Here is a 16,248-nt window from a genome sequence, read left to right on the forward strand (position 1 = left end):
CATTTGACCTTGCTGATGTCACGGCTCCGCGGGCATCGCGGTTTTCCCATGTTGCAGGCGACTCGGTGCCAACCCCGGTCGCGGGCGGTCAACTTCAACGTGTGAACGGCTTCACACGTCATCGTCCCCAACAATTGTAATTTATTGATCGGCTTCCACGCCGGTCGCAGGAGCGCTCATGACGACCATACCTGCCTATACAATCGGTGGTTTAACGCGTCCCGAGCTTCACCTCGATCCGAGCGGAAATATCGTTCTGGATCCGGCCGCACAGGCATTCGCCGACACGTATGGTCTGCAATATCTCTACATCGGCTGCCCTCCCGGCACGCCATGGCCGCCGGTGTCCGGCTTCCTGGCGCCGCCGACCGATGCCAATTCCGGCACCAACACGGTCGTTGAAGGCGCTGCAGTCAACACGACGGTCGGTGTCACCGCGCATAGCGACAGCCTGATCGGCCTTCCGGTCACCTATTCGTTGACCTCCGATTCCTCCCATGGCGGTTTCAAGGTCGATCCGAACACCGGTGTGGTAACGGTCTCCGATCCCACCAAGGTCGACTTCGAAAGCTCCGGCGGAAGCTACATCGTCAATGTGCAGGCAACCGACGGCATCTTCGTCGCGTCGCAGAGCTTCACGATCGCGGTCAGCAACGCGCCGCCGTCGACACCGGTCGACAGCAACGCCGCCGCCAACGCCGTCAACGAAGGCGCCGCCGTCAATACCCTGGTCGGCATCACCGCATCGTCGGCCGACGTCAACGGCCCCGGCGTCACCTATTCGCTGACGGCGGATTCCTCCAACGGCGGCTTCAAGATCGATCCCACGACCGGCATCGTCACTGTCGCCAATTCCGCCAAGATCGACTTCGAGACCGCGCCGAGCCATGCCTATACCATCACCGTGCAGGCCAGCGACGGCCATGGCGGCATCAGCTCGCAGAGCTTTACGATCAATGTCAACGACGTTCCGGTCTCCACGCCGGTCGACGTCAATCCCGCCGCCAACAGCGTCGTCGAGGGCGCCGCCGCCGACGCGCTGGTCGGCATCACCGCGTCCGCGGTCGATCCGAACGGTCCGGCAACCACCTACTCGCTGACCGGCGATACCTCCGGCGGCGGTTTCAAGATCGATCCCAATACCGGTGTCGTCACCGTCGCCGATCCGACCAAGCTCGACTACGAGAGCGCGCCCGGCCACGCCTATACCATCACGGTGCACGCAACCGCCGGCGCGACCTCGTCGACGCAGACCTTCACCATCGGCGTCACCGACGCACCGCCGTCGGCACCGACCGATACCGATGTCACGGCCAACTCGGTGGCCGAAGGCGCTGCCGTCGGCACCGTGGTCGGGATCACCGCGCATTCGACTGACATCAACGGCGGCGCCGTGACCTATTCGCTGGTCGGCGATGCCCATGGCTTCACCATCGACGCCGCGACCGGCGTCGTCACCGTCGCCGATCCCACTAAGATCGATTTCGAAACCGCACCCGGCCACGCCTACACCATCACCGCGCAAGCCAGCGATGGCACGCTGACCAGCACGCAGAATTTCACCATCGCCGTCACCGATGTCGCGCCGTCGACCCCGGTCGACAGCAACGCCGCCGCCAACACCGTAGTCGAAGGCGCAGCTGCCGGCACCACGGTCGGCGTCACCACATCGTCGACCGACGTCAACGGTCCGGCCGTGACCTATTCGCTGACCGGCGACACCTCCGGCGGCGGCTTTACCATCAACGCCACGACCGGCGTCATCACGGTCGCCGATCCGACCAAGCTCGACTTTGAGGCCAGCGCCCCAGGCCATTCCTACACCGTGACCGCACAGGCCAGCGACGGCACGCTGACGAGCTCGCAGACCTTCACCATCGCGGTCACCGATGCGCCGCCGTCGGCACCGGTCGATACCGATTCCACCGTCAACGCAGTTGCCGAAGGCGCCGCCGCCGGCACCACGGTCGGCGTCACCGCGTCCTCAACCGACGTCAACGGTCCGCCGGTGACCTATGCGCTGATCGGCGACACCTCCGGCGGCGGCTTCACCATCAATGCCACGACCGGCGTCATCACCGTCGCCGATCCCACCAAGATCGATTTTGAGACCAGCGGCGCCGGCCATTCCTACACGGTGACGGCGCAGGCCAGCGACGGCCTGCAAGCCAGCTCGCAGACCTTCACCATCGCCGTCACCGACGTCGCACCGTCGACCCCGGTCGACGTCGACGTCGGCGCCAACACGGTCACTGAAGGCGCGGCCGCGGGCAGCACCGTCGGCATCACTGCGTCGGCGATCGACATCAACGGCCCGGCGGTGACCTATTCGCTGGTCGGCGACACCTCGGGCGGCGGCTTCACCATCAACGCCACCACCGGCGTCGTCACCGTCGCCGATCCTACCAAGATCGACTACGAGACCAGCGGCGCGACCCACAGCTACACCATCACCGCGCAGGCCAGCGACGGTACGCTCGCGACCTCGCAGACCTTCACCATCGCCGTCACCGACGCCGCGCCGTCGACTCCGATCGACAGCGATGTCACCGCCAACAGCGTCGTCGAAGGCGCGGCGGCCGGCACCACGGTCGGCGTCACCGCATCGTCGACCGACGTCAACGGTCCCGCCGTGACCTATTCCCTGATCGGGGACACCTCGGGCGGCGGCTTCACCATCAACGCGACAACGGGCGTCATCACCGTCGCCGATCCGACCAAGCTCGACTACGAGAGCAGCGGCCCAACCCATACCTACACGGTGACCGCGCAGGCCAGCGACGGCACGCTGTCGAGCTCGCAGGCCTTCACCATCGCCGTCGCCGACGTCGCGCCGTCGACCCCGGTCGACAGCGACGTCGCCCCCAATTCGATCGCCGAAGGCGCCGCCAACGGCTCAACCGTCGGCATCACCGCGTCGGCGATCGACGTCAACGGCCCGGCCGTGACCTATGCGCTGACCGGCGACACCTCCGGCGGCGGCTTCACCATCAACGCAACGACAGGTGTGATCACCGTCGCCGACTCCACCAAGCTCGACTACGAAACCGCTCCCGGCCATGCCTATACCGTGACGGCGACGGCCAGCGACGGCACGCTGACCAGCTCGCAGACATTCACGATCGGCGTCACCGACGTCGCACCGTCGACCCCGGTCGACAGCGACGTCAGCGCCAACCGGGTCGCGGTCGGCGCTCCGGCAGGCAGCTATGTCCACCTGACGGCGTCCTCGACCGACGTGAACGGCCCAGCCGTGACCTATTCGCTGGTCAACGACACCTCCGGCGGCGGCTTCGCCATCGATCCGAACACCGGCAAGGTCACGGTCGCCGATCCCAGCAAGATCGTCTTCAATCCCGCCAGCCCCTCCTATGACGTCACGGTCGATTCAAGCGACGGGACGCTGCACAGCCAGCAGACCTTCACCATCAGCGTCGTCGTCGACCAGGCGCCGGTCGTCACCGCCGGCCACACGCTGAACTACACCGAGAACCAGGCTGCGACCGTCATCGATTCGACGATCACGGTGACCGACGCCGACGACGCCAACCTGGCATCCGCGACGGTGCAGATCACCGGCGGCTACATCAACGGCGAGGACATTCTCGGCTTCACCAACCAGAACGGCATCAGCGGCGTGTTCGACGCCGCGACGGGCACGCTGACGCTGACGGGCTCCTCCAGCGTCGCCAACTACCAGGCCGCGCTGGCCTCGGTGACCTATTTCGACAACAGTGACAACCCGTCGGGCGCGCCGCGCACCGTCACGATCACCGCCAATGACGGCACGCTCGACAGCTCGCCGGTCACCGACACCATCAACGTCACGCCGGTCAACGACCCGCCCGTGGTCACGGCCGGCCACACGCTGAATTACACCGAGAACCAGGCCGCGACCGCGTTCGACCCGGCGATCACCGTGTCCGACGTCGACAACACCACGCTGGCCGGCGCGACGGTGCAGATCACCGGCAACTACGCCAACGGCCAGGACGTGCTCGGCTTCACCAACCAGAACGGCATCACGGGATCGTTCGACGCCGCGACCGGAACGCTGACGCTGACCGGCACCTCCAGCGTCGCCAACTACCAGGCCGCGCTGGCCTCGGTGACCTATTTCAACACCAGCGATAACCCGTCGGGCCTGGCCCGCACCGTCACGATAACAGCCAATGACGGCTCGGCGAACTCCACGGCAGTCACCGACACCATCAACGTCACCCCGGTCGACGATGCACCGGTGACATCAGCCGGCGGCACGCTGAACTACATCGAGAACCAGGCCGCGAGCGTGATCGACGCATCGGTCAACGTCACCGACGTCGATAGCGCCAACATGAGCAGCGCGACAGTAGCGATCACCGGCGGCTTCGCCGCGGGTCAGGACGTGCTGGGCTTCGTCAACCAGAACGGCATCACCGGCTCGTACAATGCCGCGATCGGCGTGCTGACGCTGACCGGCTCCTCGAGCGTCGCCAACTACAAAGCCGCGCTCGATTCCATCACCTATTTCAACTCGAGCGACAACCCCTCCGGGGCGGATCGCACCGTCAGCTTCACGGTCAATGACGGCTCGCTGGACAGCAATATTTCGACCTCGACCATCCACGTCACGCCGGTCAACGACGCGCCGGTGATTTCCTTCGGCGCCATCACCGGCTTCACCGAGCCGCCGAACGGCACGCCGGCGGCGAACTCGACGCCGGTCACGATCACACCGAACCTGACGATCACCGACGCCGAAGGCAACAACCTGACCGATGCGACCTTCGTGCTGAACAATCTGAAGCCGTTGGACGCGCTCTCGATCGCGGGGCATGCCGGCAGCAGTGGCGATATCGGCGGAATCCACTTCGACATCACCAGCACGGCCGGCACCGAGACGATCAGCTTCACCGGCACCGACACGCTCGCGCACTACAATGCGGCGCTCGACCTGATCCAGTTCAACAACACCAGCGAAAATCCCGACACCACCGCGCGGTCCTATACTTTGACCGTGCACGACGACGGCGGCACCGCCAATGGAGGCAACGACACCGGGACGGGATCGACGACCGGAAGCGTCACCGCGGTGGACGATGCGCCGACCGCGACGGTGCCGGCGGACAATTCGATCGGCACCGCGATCTCGCACACCAATCTCGCGATATCAGGCCTGTCGGTCGCCGACGTCGATTCCGACCCCAGCACCGTCACCGCGACGATAAGCTCGGGTCATGCGGCGCTGTCGTTCGATACTTCGGGGCTCTCGAGCTTCACCAACAACGGCAGCCACACCGTCACGCTCACCGGCACCATCGCACAGGTCAACACCGCGCTGGCAACGCTGACCTACAACAGCGACGACGGCTTCACCGGCACCGACACCGTCACGCTGAATGTCAACGATAACGGCCACACCGGTACCGGCGGGCCGCTCTCATCGGGCAATCAGACCTTCCATGTCGGTGTCGTCCCCCAAGTGTTCTACATCGACAACTCGGCCGCGGGCAGCCACAACCTCGGCACCCAGGCCGACCCCTACACCTCGATCGCCGCCTTCAACGCGGCGAATCCGGCCGGCTCCGGCGACTACGTCGTGCTGGAGCATGGCACCGGCACCTACAGCGAAGCCAACGGCATCAATCTCGCCAACGGCGTCAATCTGATCGGCGGCAGCCACACCCTGCAATTCACCAATCCGGTGACCGGGCAGGTGGTCACCGCCAACACCGGTTCCGGCACCGATCCGGTGATCCATGTCACCGGCGCCGACAACGGCATCGACCTGCTCGGCACGTCGGGCCACACCATCACCGGCGTCAGCATCGACACCTCGGCCGGTACTGGCATCGGCATCAGCGACGACGGCAACAATGTCGGCACCGTCACGATGTCCGACATCGTGATCAAGACGGCCAGCGGCGCCGGCATGAACTTCACCCATGGCGGCACCATCACCGTCACCGGCACCTCCAACTCCATCACGTCGACGACCGGCACTGCGCTCGACGTCGTCAACACGAACATCGGCAGCTCGGGCCTCACCTTCCACGACATCTCCGCCAACGGTGCGGCCAACGGCATCATCCTCAACAACACCGGCACCGGCGCGGGCAATGGCGGCCTGACCGTGACCGGCGACGGTTCGACCGCAGGTTCAGGCGGCACCATTCAGAACAACGTGCAGGGCGCGCTGTTCACCAACACCAAGGCGCTGTCGCTGTCCTACATGAACTTCACCAATCCCGACAGCGGCGAGGGAACGGTGAACAATGCCGACGACGCGACGTTCAACAGTGGAGCCGATGCCGGCATCAACATGAATGGCGTGTCGGGCGTGACGTTCGACCACCTCAACGTCAACGGCAATGGCGGCGCCGGTGGCGTCCAGACCGGCATCAACGGCATCAACGTCTCCAATCTGACGATCAGCAACAGCTCGGTCGTGGGCTTCGGCGACGAGGTCCAGGAAGGCAATGTCAGGCTCTTCAACCTCAGCGGCACCTCCAACATCACCAACTCGACCTTCGGCTTCGTGCCCGGCGATGCCACCGCGGGCGAGAATCTGGTCGATATCCGCAACAACACCGGCACCCTGACGCTCAACGTCACCGGCAGCACGTTCCACAATACCGCGGACTCCACCAACGGGTCGGATGGCCTGCAGATGACCAGCACCGGTTCGGCGGTCATCAATCTCAACGTCTCGGACAGCACGTTCACCAACCTGAAAACGGCCGGCATCGACACCTTTGCCCGCGGCACGTCAACGATGAACGTCAACATCACCGATGGCGGCGTGCCGGGCGACGGCAACAGCTTCACGCCGGGATCGGTGGCCAGCCGCGCCGTCGGACTGAACGCCCAGGATACCGCGCATCTGAACTTCAACATCGACCGCAACACCAACCTGGTCGGCTATGGCGGGCCGGTCGTCGAGATTTTCGGCATCAACAGCGCCGTGATCAACGGCCATGTCGACAACAACACCAACATTGCCAACAACGGCACCACCAACCGGGCCGGCAGCCCGCTCGATTTCGACATCGAGGACAACGCCACCGCGTCGATCGAAGCCAGCGGCAACTCCATCAACAACGCCGGTCAGGATGCGGGCATCGTCGCGTTCGCGGAAGGCGATGGCGGCACCACCAACAACAAGGCTTCGCTCGACCTCACCTTGGCGAACAACCTGATCGCCATGACGGGCGCCAACCTCAACGCCAATTCGTTCAACGACGGCATCCTGCTGGTGCCCGGCGCCAACGCCAATGACGCCACCACCATCACCGCCAACATCCACAACAATACGGTGACGGGAATCACGGGCCCCAACGGCAACGTGGCTTTCGTCAACGAGAACACCGGCGGCGCCGGCTCACACCTCTATCTCGAGGGATTCACGACCGACACCAACACGACCTGGAACGCCAACGGCAACACGCCGCAGAACTCCACGCTCGAGGCTAACTCGCCCGGTTCCGGCGTCATTCCCATCGGCCATAATGGTGGGCACACGATCCTGCCGTCCAATCCCACCGCGCTGTTCGCCGCGGCCGGCGGCGTGGCGAGCGCGAACGGCAGCACGGGCGAGATGAATCTCACCCAGGCGGAACTCAACAAGATTGTCGCCGCCGCGATCGCCGACTGGGCCGCCGCCGGGCTTTCTCCCGACAAGGTCGCCCAGCTGCAACATGTCACCTACGACGTCGCCGACATCACGTCGGGCTGGCTCGGCCAGTCGACGGCCGGGCACGTCACCATTGACATCAGTGCTGACGGGCACGGCTGGTTCGTCGATCCAACTCCGGGTGACAATTTCGAATTCGCTCACGCCATATCCGCGTCCACACTGGTCACCGATCCCACCACGGCGGCTGCCGGTCATATGGACCTGCTCACCACCGTTATCCATGAAATGGGCGAGCAGCTTGGTCTGGAGGACAAGTTTGCTCCGAGCGATCAAGGCACGCTGATGTACGCCTTCCTGGAGACAGGCGTACGGCTGTTGCCGACCGCCGCGGACGCCGCCAGGGCCAGCGCCGCCTCGGAGCTCACGATGCCGACGCAAAGTGTTACATCCGCGAATCAGCAGGGGACCGGCGCACCGGCGATCAACAATCGCGACAGCTTCGACTTCTCGTCGTTGACTTCGACGTCGCAAAGCGGCTCAGGGCAGTTGGGTCTCGGCGCGAACACGCAGACCTTGTCGGATCTTTTCAGCCAACATTCCGATGCCGCCACCCCGTGGTGGACCGGCCACGAGACGGTGTTGGCGGCCATGGGCGGAACGATCGACAATCATACGCATCATGACCTGGTGATCTGATCCGGCATCCTGCCGACGACAACGACGCCTGCCGAACCTGTTCGGCAGGCGTCGTCTTTTTGCTGCTGAAATTCTTGCAGAAACATTCAGACTAGAACGGCGTCAATCACCAAATCATGATGCCCGCGCTCCTCATGTCCGATTCGTGCCAGCGATGCCGCTGCGTCGATTGCCGCGACCGGCTCACGCAGCAAACAAAAAAATCGCAAAGGATCGACAATCGCTGAGGTTGCACTTGCTGCAAAACACGCTATCGTGCAGACCTTATCGACGCGACGTCATTCTCTCGAATTTTTCACAAATCGTAAGACATATTGGCGGAGGACCTATGGCCGACCCGTTTCTCGCCGAAATCCGCATGATGTCGTTCAACTTCCCGCCCAAGGGCTGGGCGTTCTGCAACGGGCAGCTGCTCCCGATCAATCAGAATCAGGCACTGTTCTCGTTGCTGGGGACGACCTTCGGCGGAGATGGACGCGTCAACTTCGGGCTACCCGATCTGCAAGGTCGCGTTCCGATCAGCATGGGAAGCCATACGCTCGGCGAGAAGGCAGGCGAGCAGTCGCATACGCTGACGCTCGGCGAGATGGCGCAGCACACGCACCTGGCGAGCGGATCCAGCACCACTGCAGGAGTCGACTTGCCGGGCGGCAATCTGTTGGGCAATTCCTCGCCGAACCTGCTCTACGGCCCCGCATCGAACCTGTCCGCTTTGAATCCGGCGACCATCAGCAATGTCGGCGGCAGTCAGGCGCATCTCAACATGCAGCCGTACCTGACGATCAATTTCAGCATCGCCCTGCAGGGCATTTTCCCGTCCCAGAATTGAGGAGGCGCTGGTGGCACAGCCATATGTGGGCGAAATTCGCATGTTCGCCGGCAATTTCGCGCCGGCCGGTTGGATGTTCTGCGACGGCAACCTCTTGCCGATCTCGGAATACGAGACGCTCTTCAATCTGATCGGAACCACTTACGGTGGCGACGGCCAAAATACATTCGCACTGCCGGATCTGCGCGGACGCGTTCCGATCCATATCGGCTCGGGCTTTCCGATCGCGGCGAGCGGCGGCGCCGAGAATGTGACCCTGACGGTCAGTCAGATCCCGCAGCACGGCCACGCCTTCCTCGGCTCGACCGGCACCGCCAACTCGCCAAATCCCGCGAACAACGTCGTGGGCAGGTCTCCGCAGGAGAAGGTGTTTATCAGCGCCACTCCCACCGTGCCGATGGCAACCCAGTTCCTCGCCAGCACGGGGGGCAGTCAGCCGCACGACAATTTTCAGCCTTATCTATGCGTCGACTTCATCATTTCGCTTTTCGGCATATTCCCGAGCCAGACCTAGGAGCGCGACAACATGGCTGATCCCTTCGTCGCCGAGATCCGCATTTTCGGTTTCAATTTCGCGCCAGTGGGCTGGGCATTCTGCGCCGGACAGATTCTGCCGATCTCGCAGAACACCGCGCTGTTCTCGTTGCTCGGCACCACCTATGGAGGTGACGGCAAGAGCAACTTCGCCCTGCCCAACATGGCCGGAAGAGCGCCGATGCATCCGGGTCAGGGCCCCGGCCTTTCACTCCATGACCTCGGCGAGACCGGCGGCGAGGAAACGGTCAGCCTGCTGCAGACGGAAATCCCCAGCCATACCCACACGGTTCAGAGTGTGCCGGCCAACCTCCCGGCCAACTCCGACATTCCCACCAACAATTCATTCGGCAAGTCTGCGCAGGGCAATGCCTATACGGCCCCCGCAAATACGGTCACCATGTCTGCGCAGGAAGTGGGGCTGTCCGGCAACAGCCAGCCGCACAACAACATGCAGCCTTACCTTACCTTGAACTTCTGCATTGCGCTGCAGGGTGTTTACCCGCCGAGAAGCTGAGGCCGTCTTGGCGTTCGAGGTGCCCGTAGCCGCGTCTGCAGCACCTGCGTTCGGCTGGGCGCGTGCGGCCAACTCCGGTTGCTGCTTTCGCCGCCTGGCGGAGGCCGATCTGCCGTTCCTCGGCCGGCTCTATGCCTCGACACGCATCGAGGAACTGGCGCCGGTGCCGTGGAGCGAGGCGGACAAGGCGGCCTTTCTCGACCAGCAATTCCGCGCCCAGCACGCGCATTACCAGCAATATTATCCGAACGCCGATTGGCTGGTGATCGCGCGCGCGGATGAGGACATCGGCCGATTCTATATCGAGCGCTGGCCGAGCCAGCACCGCATCATCGACATCGCCTTCATGCCGGCGCATCGCGGCAAGGGCTATGGCGAGGCGTTGCTGCGCGATGCGATCGACGAGGCGGCTTATGCCGGCAAGGACGTCTCGATCCATGTCGAGAAGCTCAACCCGGCGATGCGGCTCTACCGCCGGCTCGGCTTCGTCACCGAGGAAGACAAGGGCGTCTACGATCTGATGCGCTGGCGTGCAGGCCGAGAAACCGAGCGTCAGGTGAAGATCGCCTGATAGCCGTTGCCGTCGCCGAGCGGGCCGATCGGCACCAGGAAGATCTCGATCACCCCGAGCGCGGGATGCCGCACCGGATAGATCGCCTGCGGCAGCCATGCGCCCTTCGGCCCGACAAACAGCAGCGAGAACGCACCGCCCGGCCGGCCGCTGTTGCCCGCAGGCTCGACCTTGGCGAGCTTCAACTCGACGACGCGATCCGCCGCCTGCATCTCGAACCCGGCATCCTGGTGCGGGGTGAAATCATCAATATGCAGCTTCGCGAGATCGACGGTGGTCATGCGCACGTCCCTGTTGCTGTCGACGTGTAACACACGTCGTGACGATGCGGTCAAGGTTTCTGCCGGACGCCCGCTCGCGCCGTCATGCGCGATCGGCACCCGGCTCTCCTTGCGCCCTCTGCGAGAGGAGAGGACAAGTAAACGCAAGACTCAGGCAAATCATGTCGCGAGAATCCGGACGTATGATTCACCGGCGGTGCGACAAACTCGGCGTCGTCCTGGCGAAAGCCAGGACCCATTACCCCAACCGAGCATCGCTGCGCGACGCTGGAGCCACAATCCCGTTCATCACCGAACGCGGTGGTTATGGGTCCTGGCTTTCGCCAGGACGACGGCGGTGGATGCGGAGCCTTCGACCGTGCAACCGAGGTCCCTGATGACGGCCCCGCTTTCCTCCGCTAACCTCCGCCCAAACGACCGCCGGCAAGGCGGACCATTTTGAGGGAGAGGCGCGTGCATCGAGGCCGTGTCGTATTCGGCGCCATGGACGAGGTCGTGTTCGGGCGGCCCGCCCGTGAGGCCATCGTCGAGCAACTGGACCGGTTAGGCGCACAGCGCGCCTTCCTGATGGTATCGGGAACGCTGAACCGCGAGACCGACGAAATCGAAAAAATCCGCGAGGCGCTTGGGTCCCGCTGCGTCGGCACCTTCGACAAGATGCCGGCGCATACGCCGCGCGCCGCGGTCATCGCGGCAACCGAACAGGCGCGCGATGCGAAGGCCGACCTGATCGTCACCGTCGGCGGCGGCTCGATCACCGACGGCGCCAAGGCCGTGCAGCTATGCCTCGCCAACAATGTCACGACATCCGACGGCATCGATACGATCCGCACCCGTGGCGGCGTCTCGCCCGAGATGAATCCGCCGGCCGTGCGCCAGATCAGCGTGCCGACCACGATCGCGGGCGGCGAGTTCTCGTCGATCGCGGGTGTCACCAACGAGGCCAAGCGGCAGAAGGAGATGCTGCGCCATCCGCTGGTGATGCCGCGCGCCACCATCCTCGATCCGGATATCTCGGTGCACACGCCGGACTGGCTGTTCCTGTCGACCGGCATCCGCGCGGTCGATCATTGCGTCGAGGGCATCTGCTCGCGCGAGGCGCATCCTTACGGCGATGCGCAGGCGATCAAGGGGCTGGAGATGCTGGCGGCCGGCCTGCCGCGGGTGAAGGCCAACCCGAAGGACATTTCAGCACGGATGGATTGCCAGATCGGCACCTGGCTCTCGACCGGTCCGCTCGCCTCCGGCGTGCCGATGGGCGCGAGCCACGGCATCGGCTACGTGCTCGGCGCCGAATTCGACGTGCCGCACGGCTACACCTCATGCGTGATGCTGCCGGCGGTGATGCGCTGGAACAAGCGCGACAATACCGACCGCCAGGCACTGGTCGCGGCCGCGATGGGCCATCCGGGCGCCGACGCAGGCGACGTGCTCGACCGCTTCATCCGCGACCTCGGCATGCCGCGCAGCCTCAAGGAGGTGCAGGTCGGCGCCGAACATTTCGACCGCATCGCGGCGGGAGCGATGCGCACGCCCTGGGTGCCGCGCAATCCGCGCAAGATCGACAGCCCGTCCCAGGTCCGCGAGATTCTGGTGATGGCCGCCTAGAACAAAATCGAGTCGCGAGTGAGGGGGAAATAGAGCTCAATGTACACCGGCAAGCATGCTTACCTGCGCCCGCTGCAACCCGCCTTCATCATGGCCGGGACCGGCGAGATCGTCACCTATCGCGAGCTCGAGGCGCGCAACAACCGTCTCGCACATCTGTTCCGCAAGCAGGGCCTGCAACGGCTCGACCACTATTCGATCTTCATGGAGAACAACAACCACTACCTCGAGGCCTGCGGCGCCGGCGAGCGCGCAGGGCTCTATTATACCTGCGTCAACTCCTACCTCACCGCCGGTGAGCTCGCCTACATCCTGACCAACAGCCAGTCGCGGATCCTGATCACCTCGAAGCTGAAGCTCGACATCGCGCGTGAGGCGCTGAAGGAGTGCCCGCAGGTCGAGCTCTGCATCGTGGTCGACGGCGACAGTGAAAGTGATCGCATCGTCGGCTTGCTGCAGGCCACCGCGGGCCTGCCGTCGACGCCGATCGCAGACGAATATGCCGGCACCGCGATGCTCTATTCCTCCGGCACCACCGGCCGACCCAAGGGCATCGTGCGTCCGCTGCCCGAGCAGCCGCCGTCGCTGAACCTGCCGCTGTTCGATTTCCTGACCAAGCTCTGGCACTACCGCGAGGGCATGGTCTACCTCTCGCCGGCGCCGCTCTATCACTCGGCGCCGCAGGCCGCAGTCAATCTGACCATCCGGATGGGCGGCACCGTCGTCATCATGGAGAGCTTCGATCCCGAGCGCTATCTGGCGCTGGTCGAGAAATGGGGCATCACCCACAGCCAGCTGGTGCCGACGATGTTCTCGCGCCTGCTGAAGCTGCCCGAGGAGGTGCACACCCGCTACGACCTGTCGACGCTCGAGATCGCGATCCATGCCGCCGCGCCCTGCCCGGCGCTGGTCAAGGACGACATGATCAAATGGTGGGGCCCGATCATCCACGAATATTACGGCGCGACCGAGGGCCTCGGCTTCACCGCCTGCAACAGCGAGGAATGGCTCGCGCATCGCGGCACCGTCGGCAGGGTCTTGCTCGGCGACCTGCATATCCTCGACGAGAACATGCAGCCTTGCCCGAAGGGCACGCCGGGCACGGTGTGGTTCAAGACCGCCACGCCGTTCGAATATTTCAACGATCCGGCCAAGACCAGCGAGGCGCGCTCGGCCGACGGCAGCATGAGCACGGTCGGTGACGTCGGCTATGTCGACGACGACAACTTCCTCTATCTCACCGATCGCGCCACCTTCATGATCATTTCCGGCGGCGTGAACATCTACCCGCAGGAATGCGAGAACCTGCTGATCACCCACCCCAAGGTCGCGGATGCCGCGGTGTTCGGCGTACCCAATGTCGATCTCGGCGAGGAGGTGAAGGCGGTGGTGCAGCCGGCCGAGGGCATCGCGCCGGGGCCGGAGCTGGCCGAGGAGCTGATCGCCTTCTGCGCAGGCTCGCTGTCGCGCCAGAAGGTGCCGCGCTCGGTGGATTTCGAGGCCGAGCTGCCGCGGCTGCCGACCGGGAAGCTCTACAAGCGCCTGCTGCGCGACCGCTATTGGGGCAACAAGACCTCGCGGATCGTCTGAGCCCAGCGATGCGGCCGGTGGCGCTGATCCAGTCGGGCAAGCGCTGCAGCGTAACGGACTCGCACGCCGCGCTGATTTGGCGTTATGCTCTGCGATCGCAAGCCAGCTTCGCCGGAGGCCGCCATGCCGTCGCCCCAGCCGCGCGAGCCGGAGCCGGCACAGGCCGGCAGGCTCGAATTCACTGCCGCCGAGATCGGCGCGCTCGCCCACCTCTATCGCGGCGAGGTCTACCGAAGCACGGTCTGGCGCACCCGCCTCGACAGCTCGACCAACTGGGCTGTCGTCACCACCGGAATCGCGCTGTCGGCCACCTACAGCAACGCGGAGGCCTCGCCCCTGCCGATGGTGCTGGTCGGCCTGCTGGTCACCGTCTTCCTGCTGTTCGAGGCGCGGCGCTACCGCTACTTCAATGTCTGGCGCGCTCGCGCCCGGCTGCTCGAAACCGATTTCTACGCGCCGATGATCCGCGGCGAAGATCCATCGCCAAATGCGGCCTGGACCGAGCTGCTGGCCAACGATTATCGCCGCCCCAGCTACCACATCAGCTTTGCCCGCGCGGTCGGCCGGCGGCTGCGCCGAACCTATGGCTGGATCTTCGCGATCCAGGCCATCGCCTATTACGGCAAGCTGGCGATCCATCCTTTGCCACTCACCGAGATGAGCGCAATCTGGGACCGCGCCTCGATCGGCCCGATTCCCGGAACCATCGTCGTTCTCGCCGGCGTCGCCTTCCACTCCAGCTGGGCGCTGTTCGCCTTCGTCACGCAACGCATGGAGGTCGCCGACCGGCGCGCACGGCACAATCTGATTGCAATGGGGTGAGGCGGCGCGAGCCGCGTTGCCGGTGGCGGGCTTTTCCCCTAACGTCGCTTCAACAAGAAAAATCAGGGAGGACCTGCCGATGGAAGTGATCCCACTGCGCGAGGGGTTCGGAGCCGAGCTGCGCGGCGTCACGCTGTCTGACGTTGCCGCCAGCGATACCGCCTATGCGGCGGTGCGCGCGGCGTTCGAGGAATACTCCGTGCTGGTGTTCCGCGGTCAGGAGGTCAGCGACGACATCCAGCTCGCCTTCTCGCGCCGCTTCGGTCCGCCCGAGACGACCAAGGTCGGATCGATGGGCACCGGCTCGCATTTCGTGATCCTCTCGACCTTCGGGCCCGACGGCAAGGTGGTTCCATCCGACCATCGGCAGCAGTTGCGCGCCAAGGCCAACCAGCTCTGGCACACCGATTCCTCCTTCAAGCGCGTGCCGGCGCTGACCTCGATCCTGTCGGCGCGCATCATCCCCGAACATGGCGGCGAGACCGAATTCGCCTCGATGCGGCTTGCCTTCGAGCGGCTCGACAAGGACACGGCGAAGCGGCTGGAGAATTCGTTCGCCTGGCATTCCTACGCGCATTCGCGCAGCAAGGTCGCCGCCGGGCTCGCAACGACAGAGGAAGTCGACGCACTGCCGCCGGTATGCTGGCGCATGGTGTGGCGCAATCCGGTCAACGGCCGCGGCGCACTGTATCTCGCCTCCCATGCCTATGGCGTCGAGGGCATGGATGCCGAGGCCGGCAAGGCGCTGATCGAGCAGCTGACTGAAGCCGCGACCGCGCCCGGCGTCAGCTATCTGCATCAATGGAAGCAGGGCGACGTCGTAATGTGGGACAACCGCGCCACCATGCATCGCGGCCGCCCCTGGCCGGCGCACGAAGGCCGCCTGATGATCCGCACCACGATCTCGGCCACCGAGGCCGACGGCGTGGCGAGCGTCAGCCCGCCCTCATCGCAAGCGGCGGAGTGAGGTGAATGCTCCCTCACCGTCATCCTGAGGAGCGCGAAGCGCGTCTCGAAGGATGTACGGCCCGGCTCGTGGCCGTGCATCCTTCGAGGCTCGCTCCGCTCGCACCTCCAGCGACAAAGGCGAAGCCTTTGCGCGGGGATGACGGGGAGAGCTGAGAGCGCGCGGATAACATCGGCGACAAACTGTCGCTGATTGCAGTCTGCTTCACGTCACAT

Annotated in this window: 10 protein-coding genes; 9 read left to right on the forward strand and 1 reads right to left on the reverse strand. The window is 64.7% G+C overall.

The window, feature by feature from the left end; genetic code table 11:
* The first annotated feature begins 178 nt into the window (after nucleotides 1–178).
* The 5 genes from FBZ93_RS25285 to FBZ93_RS25305 all read left to right on the forward strand — a co-directional run bounded on the left by FBZ93_RS25285 (nucleotide 179) and on the right by FBZ93_RS25305 (nucleotide 10,765).
* Nucleotides 179–8,314 (forward strand): beta strand repeat-containing protein, encoded by an 8,136-nt coding sequence (locus tag FBZ93_RS25285; RefSeq protein WP_146989498.1) that lies wholly within the window; start codon nucleotides 179–181, stop codon nucleotides 8,312–8,314.
* A 328-nt stretch (nucleotides 8,315–8,642) separates the two neighbouring features.
* On the forward strand, nucleotides 8,643–9,143 hold the full coding sequence (locus FBZ93_RS25290) for a phage tail protein (RefSeq protein WP_146989499.1): 501 nt from the start codon (nucleotides 8,643–8,645) through the stop codon (nucleotides 9,141–9,143).
* A gap of 10 nt (nucleotides 9,144–9,153) precedes the next feature.
* A complete protein-coding gene (locus FBZ93_RS25295) occupies nucleotides 9,154–9,657 on the forward strand; it encodes a phage tail protein (RefSeq protein WP_146989501.1) in 504 nt (167 codons plus the stop codon).
* Between the two features lie 12 nt (nucleotides 9,658–9,669).
* A complete protein-coding gene (locus FBZ93_RS25300) occupies nucleotides 9,670–10,194 on the forward strand; it encodes a phage tail protein (protein WP_146989503.1) in 525 nt (174 codons plus the stop codon).
* 7 nt (nucleotides 10,195–10,201) lie between these two features.
* A complete protein-coding gene (locus FBZ93_RS25305) occupies nucleotides 10,202–10,765 on the forward strand; it encodes a GNAT family N-acetyltransferase (protein WP_246667637.1) in 564 nt (187 codons plus the stop codon).
* Here the strand turns inward: FBZ93_RS25305 and FBZ93_RS25310 are convergent.
* Nucleotides 10,747–11,046 (reverse strand): DUF6916 family protein, encoded by a 300-nt coding sequence (locus FBZ93_RS25310; protein ID WP_246667638.1) that lies wholly within the window; start codon nucleotides 11,044–11,046, stop codon nucleotides 10,747–10,749. The genes FBZ93_RS25305 and FBZ93_RS25310 overlap by 19 nt on opposite strands.
* Nucleotides 11,047–11,499: 453 nt before the next feature.
* On the opposite strand from FBZ93_RS25310, the gene FBZ93_RS25315 reads away from it, so the two are divergent.
* The 4 genes from FBZ93_RS25315 to FBZ93_RS25330 all read left to right on the forward strand — a co-directional run bounded on the left by FBZ93_RS25315 (nucleotide 11,500) and on the right by FBZ93_RS25330 (nucleotide 16,033).
* Nucleotides 11,500–12,654, forward strand: a complete 1,155-nt coding sequence (locus tag FBZ93_RS25315) for an iron-containing alcohol dehydrogenase (protein ID WP_167529211.1) — start codon at nucleotides 11,500–11,502, stop codon at nucleotides 12,652–12,654.
* A 39-nt stretch (nucleotides 12,655–12,693) separates the two neighbouring features.
* On the forward strand, nucleotides 12,694–14,244 hold the full coding sequence (locus tag FBZ93_RS25320; RefSeq protein ID WP_146989506.1) for an AMP-binding protein: 1,551 nt from the start codon (nucleotides 12,694–12,696) through the stop codon (nucleotides 14,242–14,244).
* Between the two features lie 84 nt (nucleotides 14,245–14,328).
* Nucleotides 14,329–15,066, forward strand: coding sequence for a DUF2270 domain-containing protein (locus FBZ93_RS25325; protein ID WP_146989508.1), 738 nt, complete (start codon nucleotides 14,329–14,331; stop codon nucleotides 15,064–15,066).
* Nucleotides 15,067–15,145: 79 nt separating this feature from the next.
* Nucleotides 15,146–16,033: a TauD/TfdA dioxygenase family protein gene (locus FBZ93_RS25330; RefSeq protein WP_146989510.1), complete on the forward strand. Its 888-nt coding sequence runs from the start codon at nucleotides 15,146–15,148 to the stop codon at nucleotides 16,031–16,033.
* Nucleotides 16,034–16,248: the final 215 nt, after the last annotated feature.

The sequence above is a fragment of the Bradyrhizobium macuxiense genome (genome assembly GCF_007993935.1).
Taxonomy (GTDB): Bacteria; Pseudomonadota; Alphaproteobacteria; order Rhizobiales; family Xanthobacteraceae; genus Bradyrhizobium; species Bradyrhizobium macuxiense_A.

Coding starts and splice junctions, on each gene's coding strand:
- FBZ93_RS25285 (WP_146989498.1), top strand. CDS start 179: ATGACGACCATACCTGCCTATACAATCGGTGGTTTAACGCGTCCCGAG.
- FBZ93_RS25290 (WP_146989499.1), top strand. CDS start 8,643: ATGGCCGACCCGTTTCTCGCCGAAATCCGCATGATGTCGTTCAACTTC.
- FBZ93_RS25300 (WP_146989503.1), top strand. CDS start 9,670: ATGGCTGATCCCTTCGTCGCCGAGATCCGCATTTTCGGTTTCAATTTC.
- FBZ93_RS25310 (WP_246667638.1), bottom strand. CDS start 11,046: ATGACCACCGTCGATCTCGCGAAGCTGCATATTGATGATTTCACCCCG.
- FBZ93_RS25320 (WP_146989506.1), top strand. CDS start 12,694: ATGTACACCGGCAAGCATGCTTACCTGCGCCCGCTGCAACCCGCCTTC.
- FBZ93_RS25325 (WP_146989508.1), top strand. CDS start 14,329: ATGCTCTGCGATCGCAAGCCAGCTTCGCCGGAGGCCGCCATGCCGTCG.
- FBZ93_RS25330 (WP_146989510.1), top strand. CDS start 15,146: ATGGAAGTGATCCCACTGCGCGAGGGGTTCGGAGCCGAGCTGCGCGGC.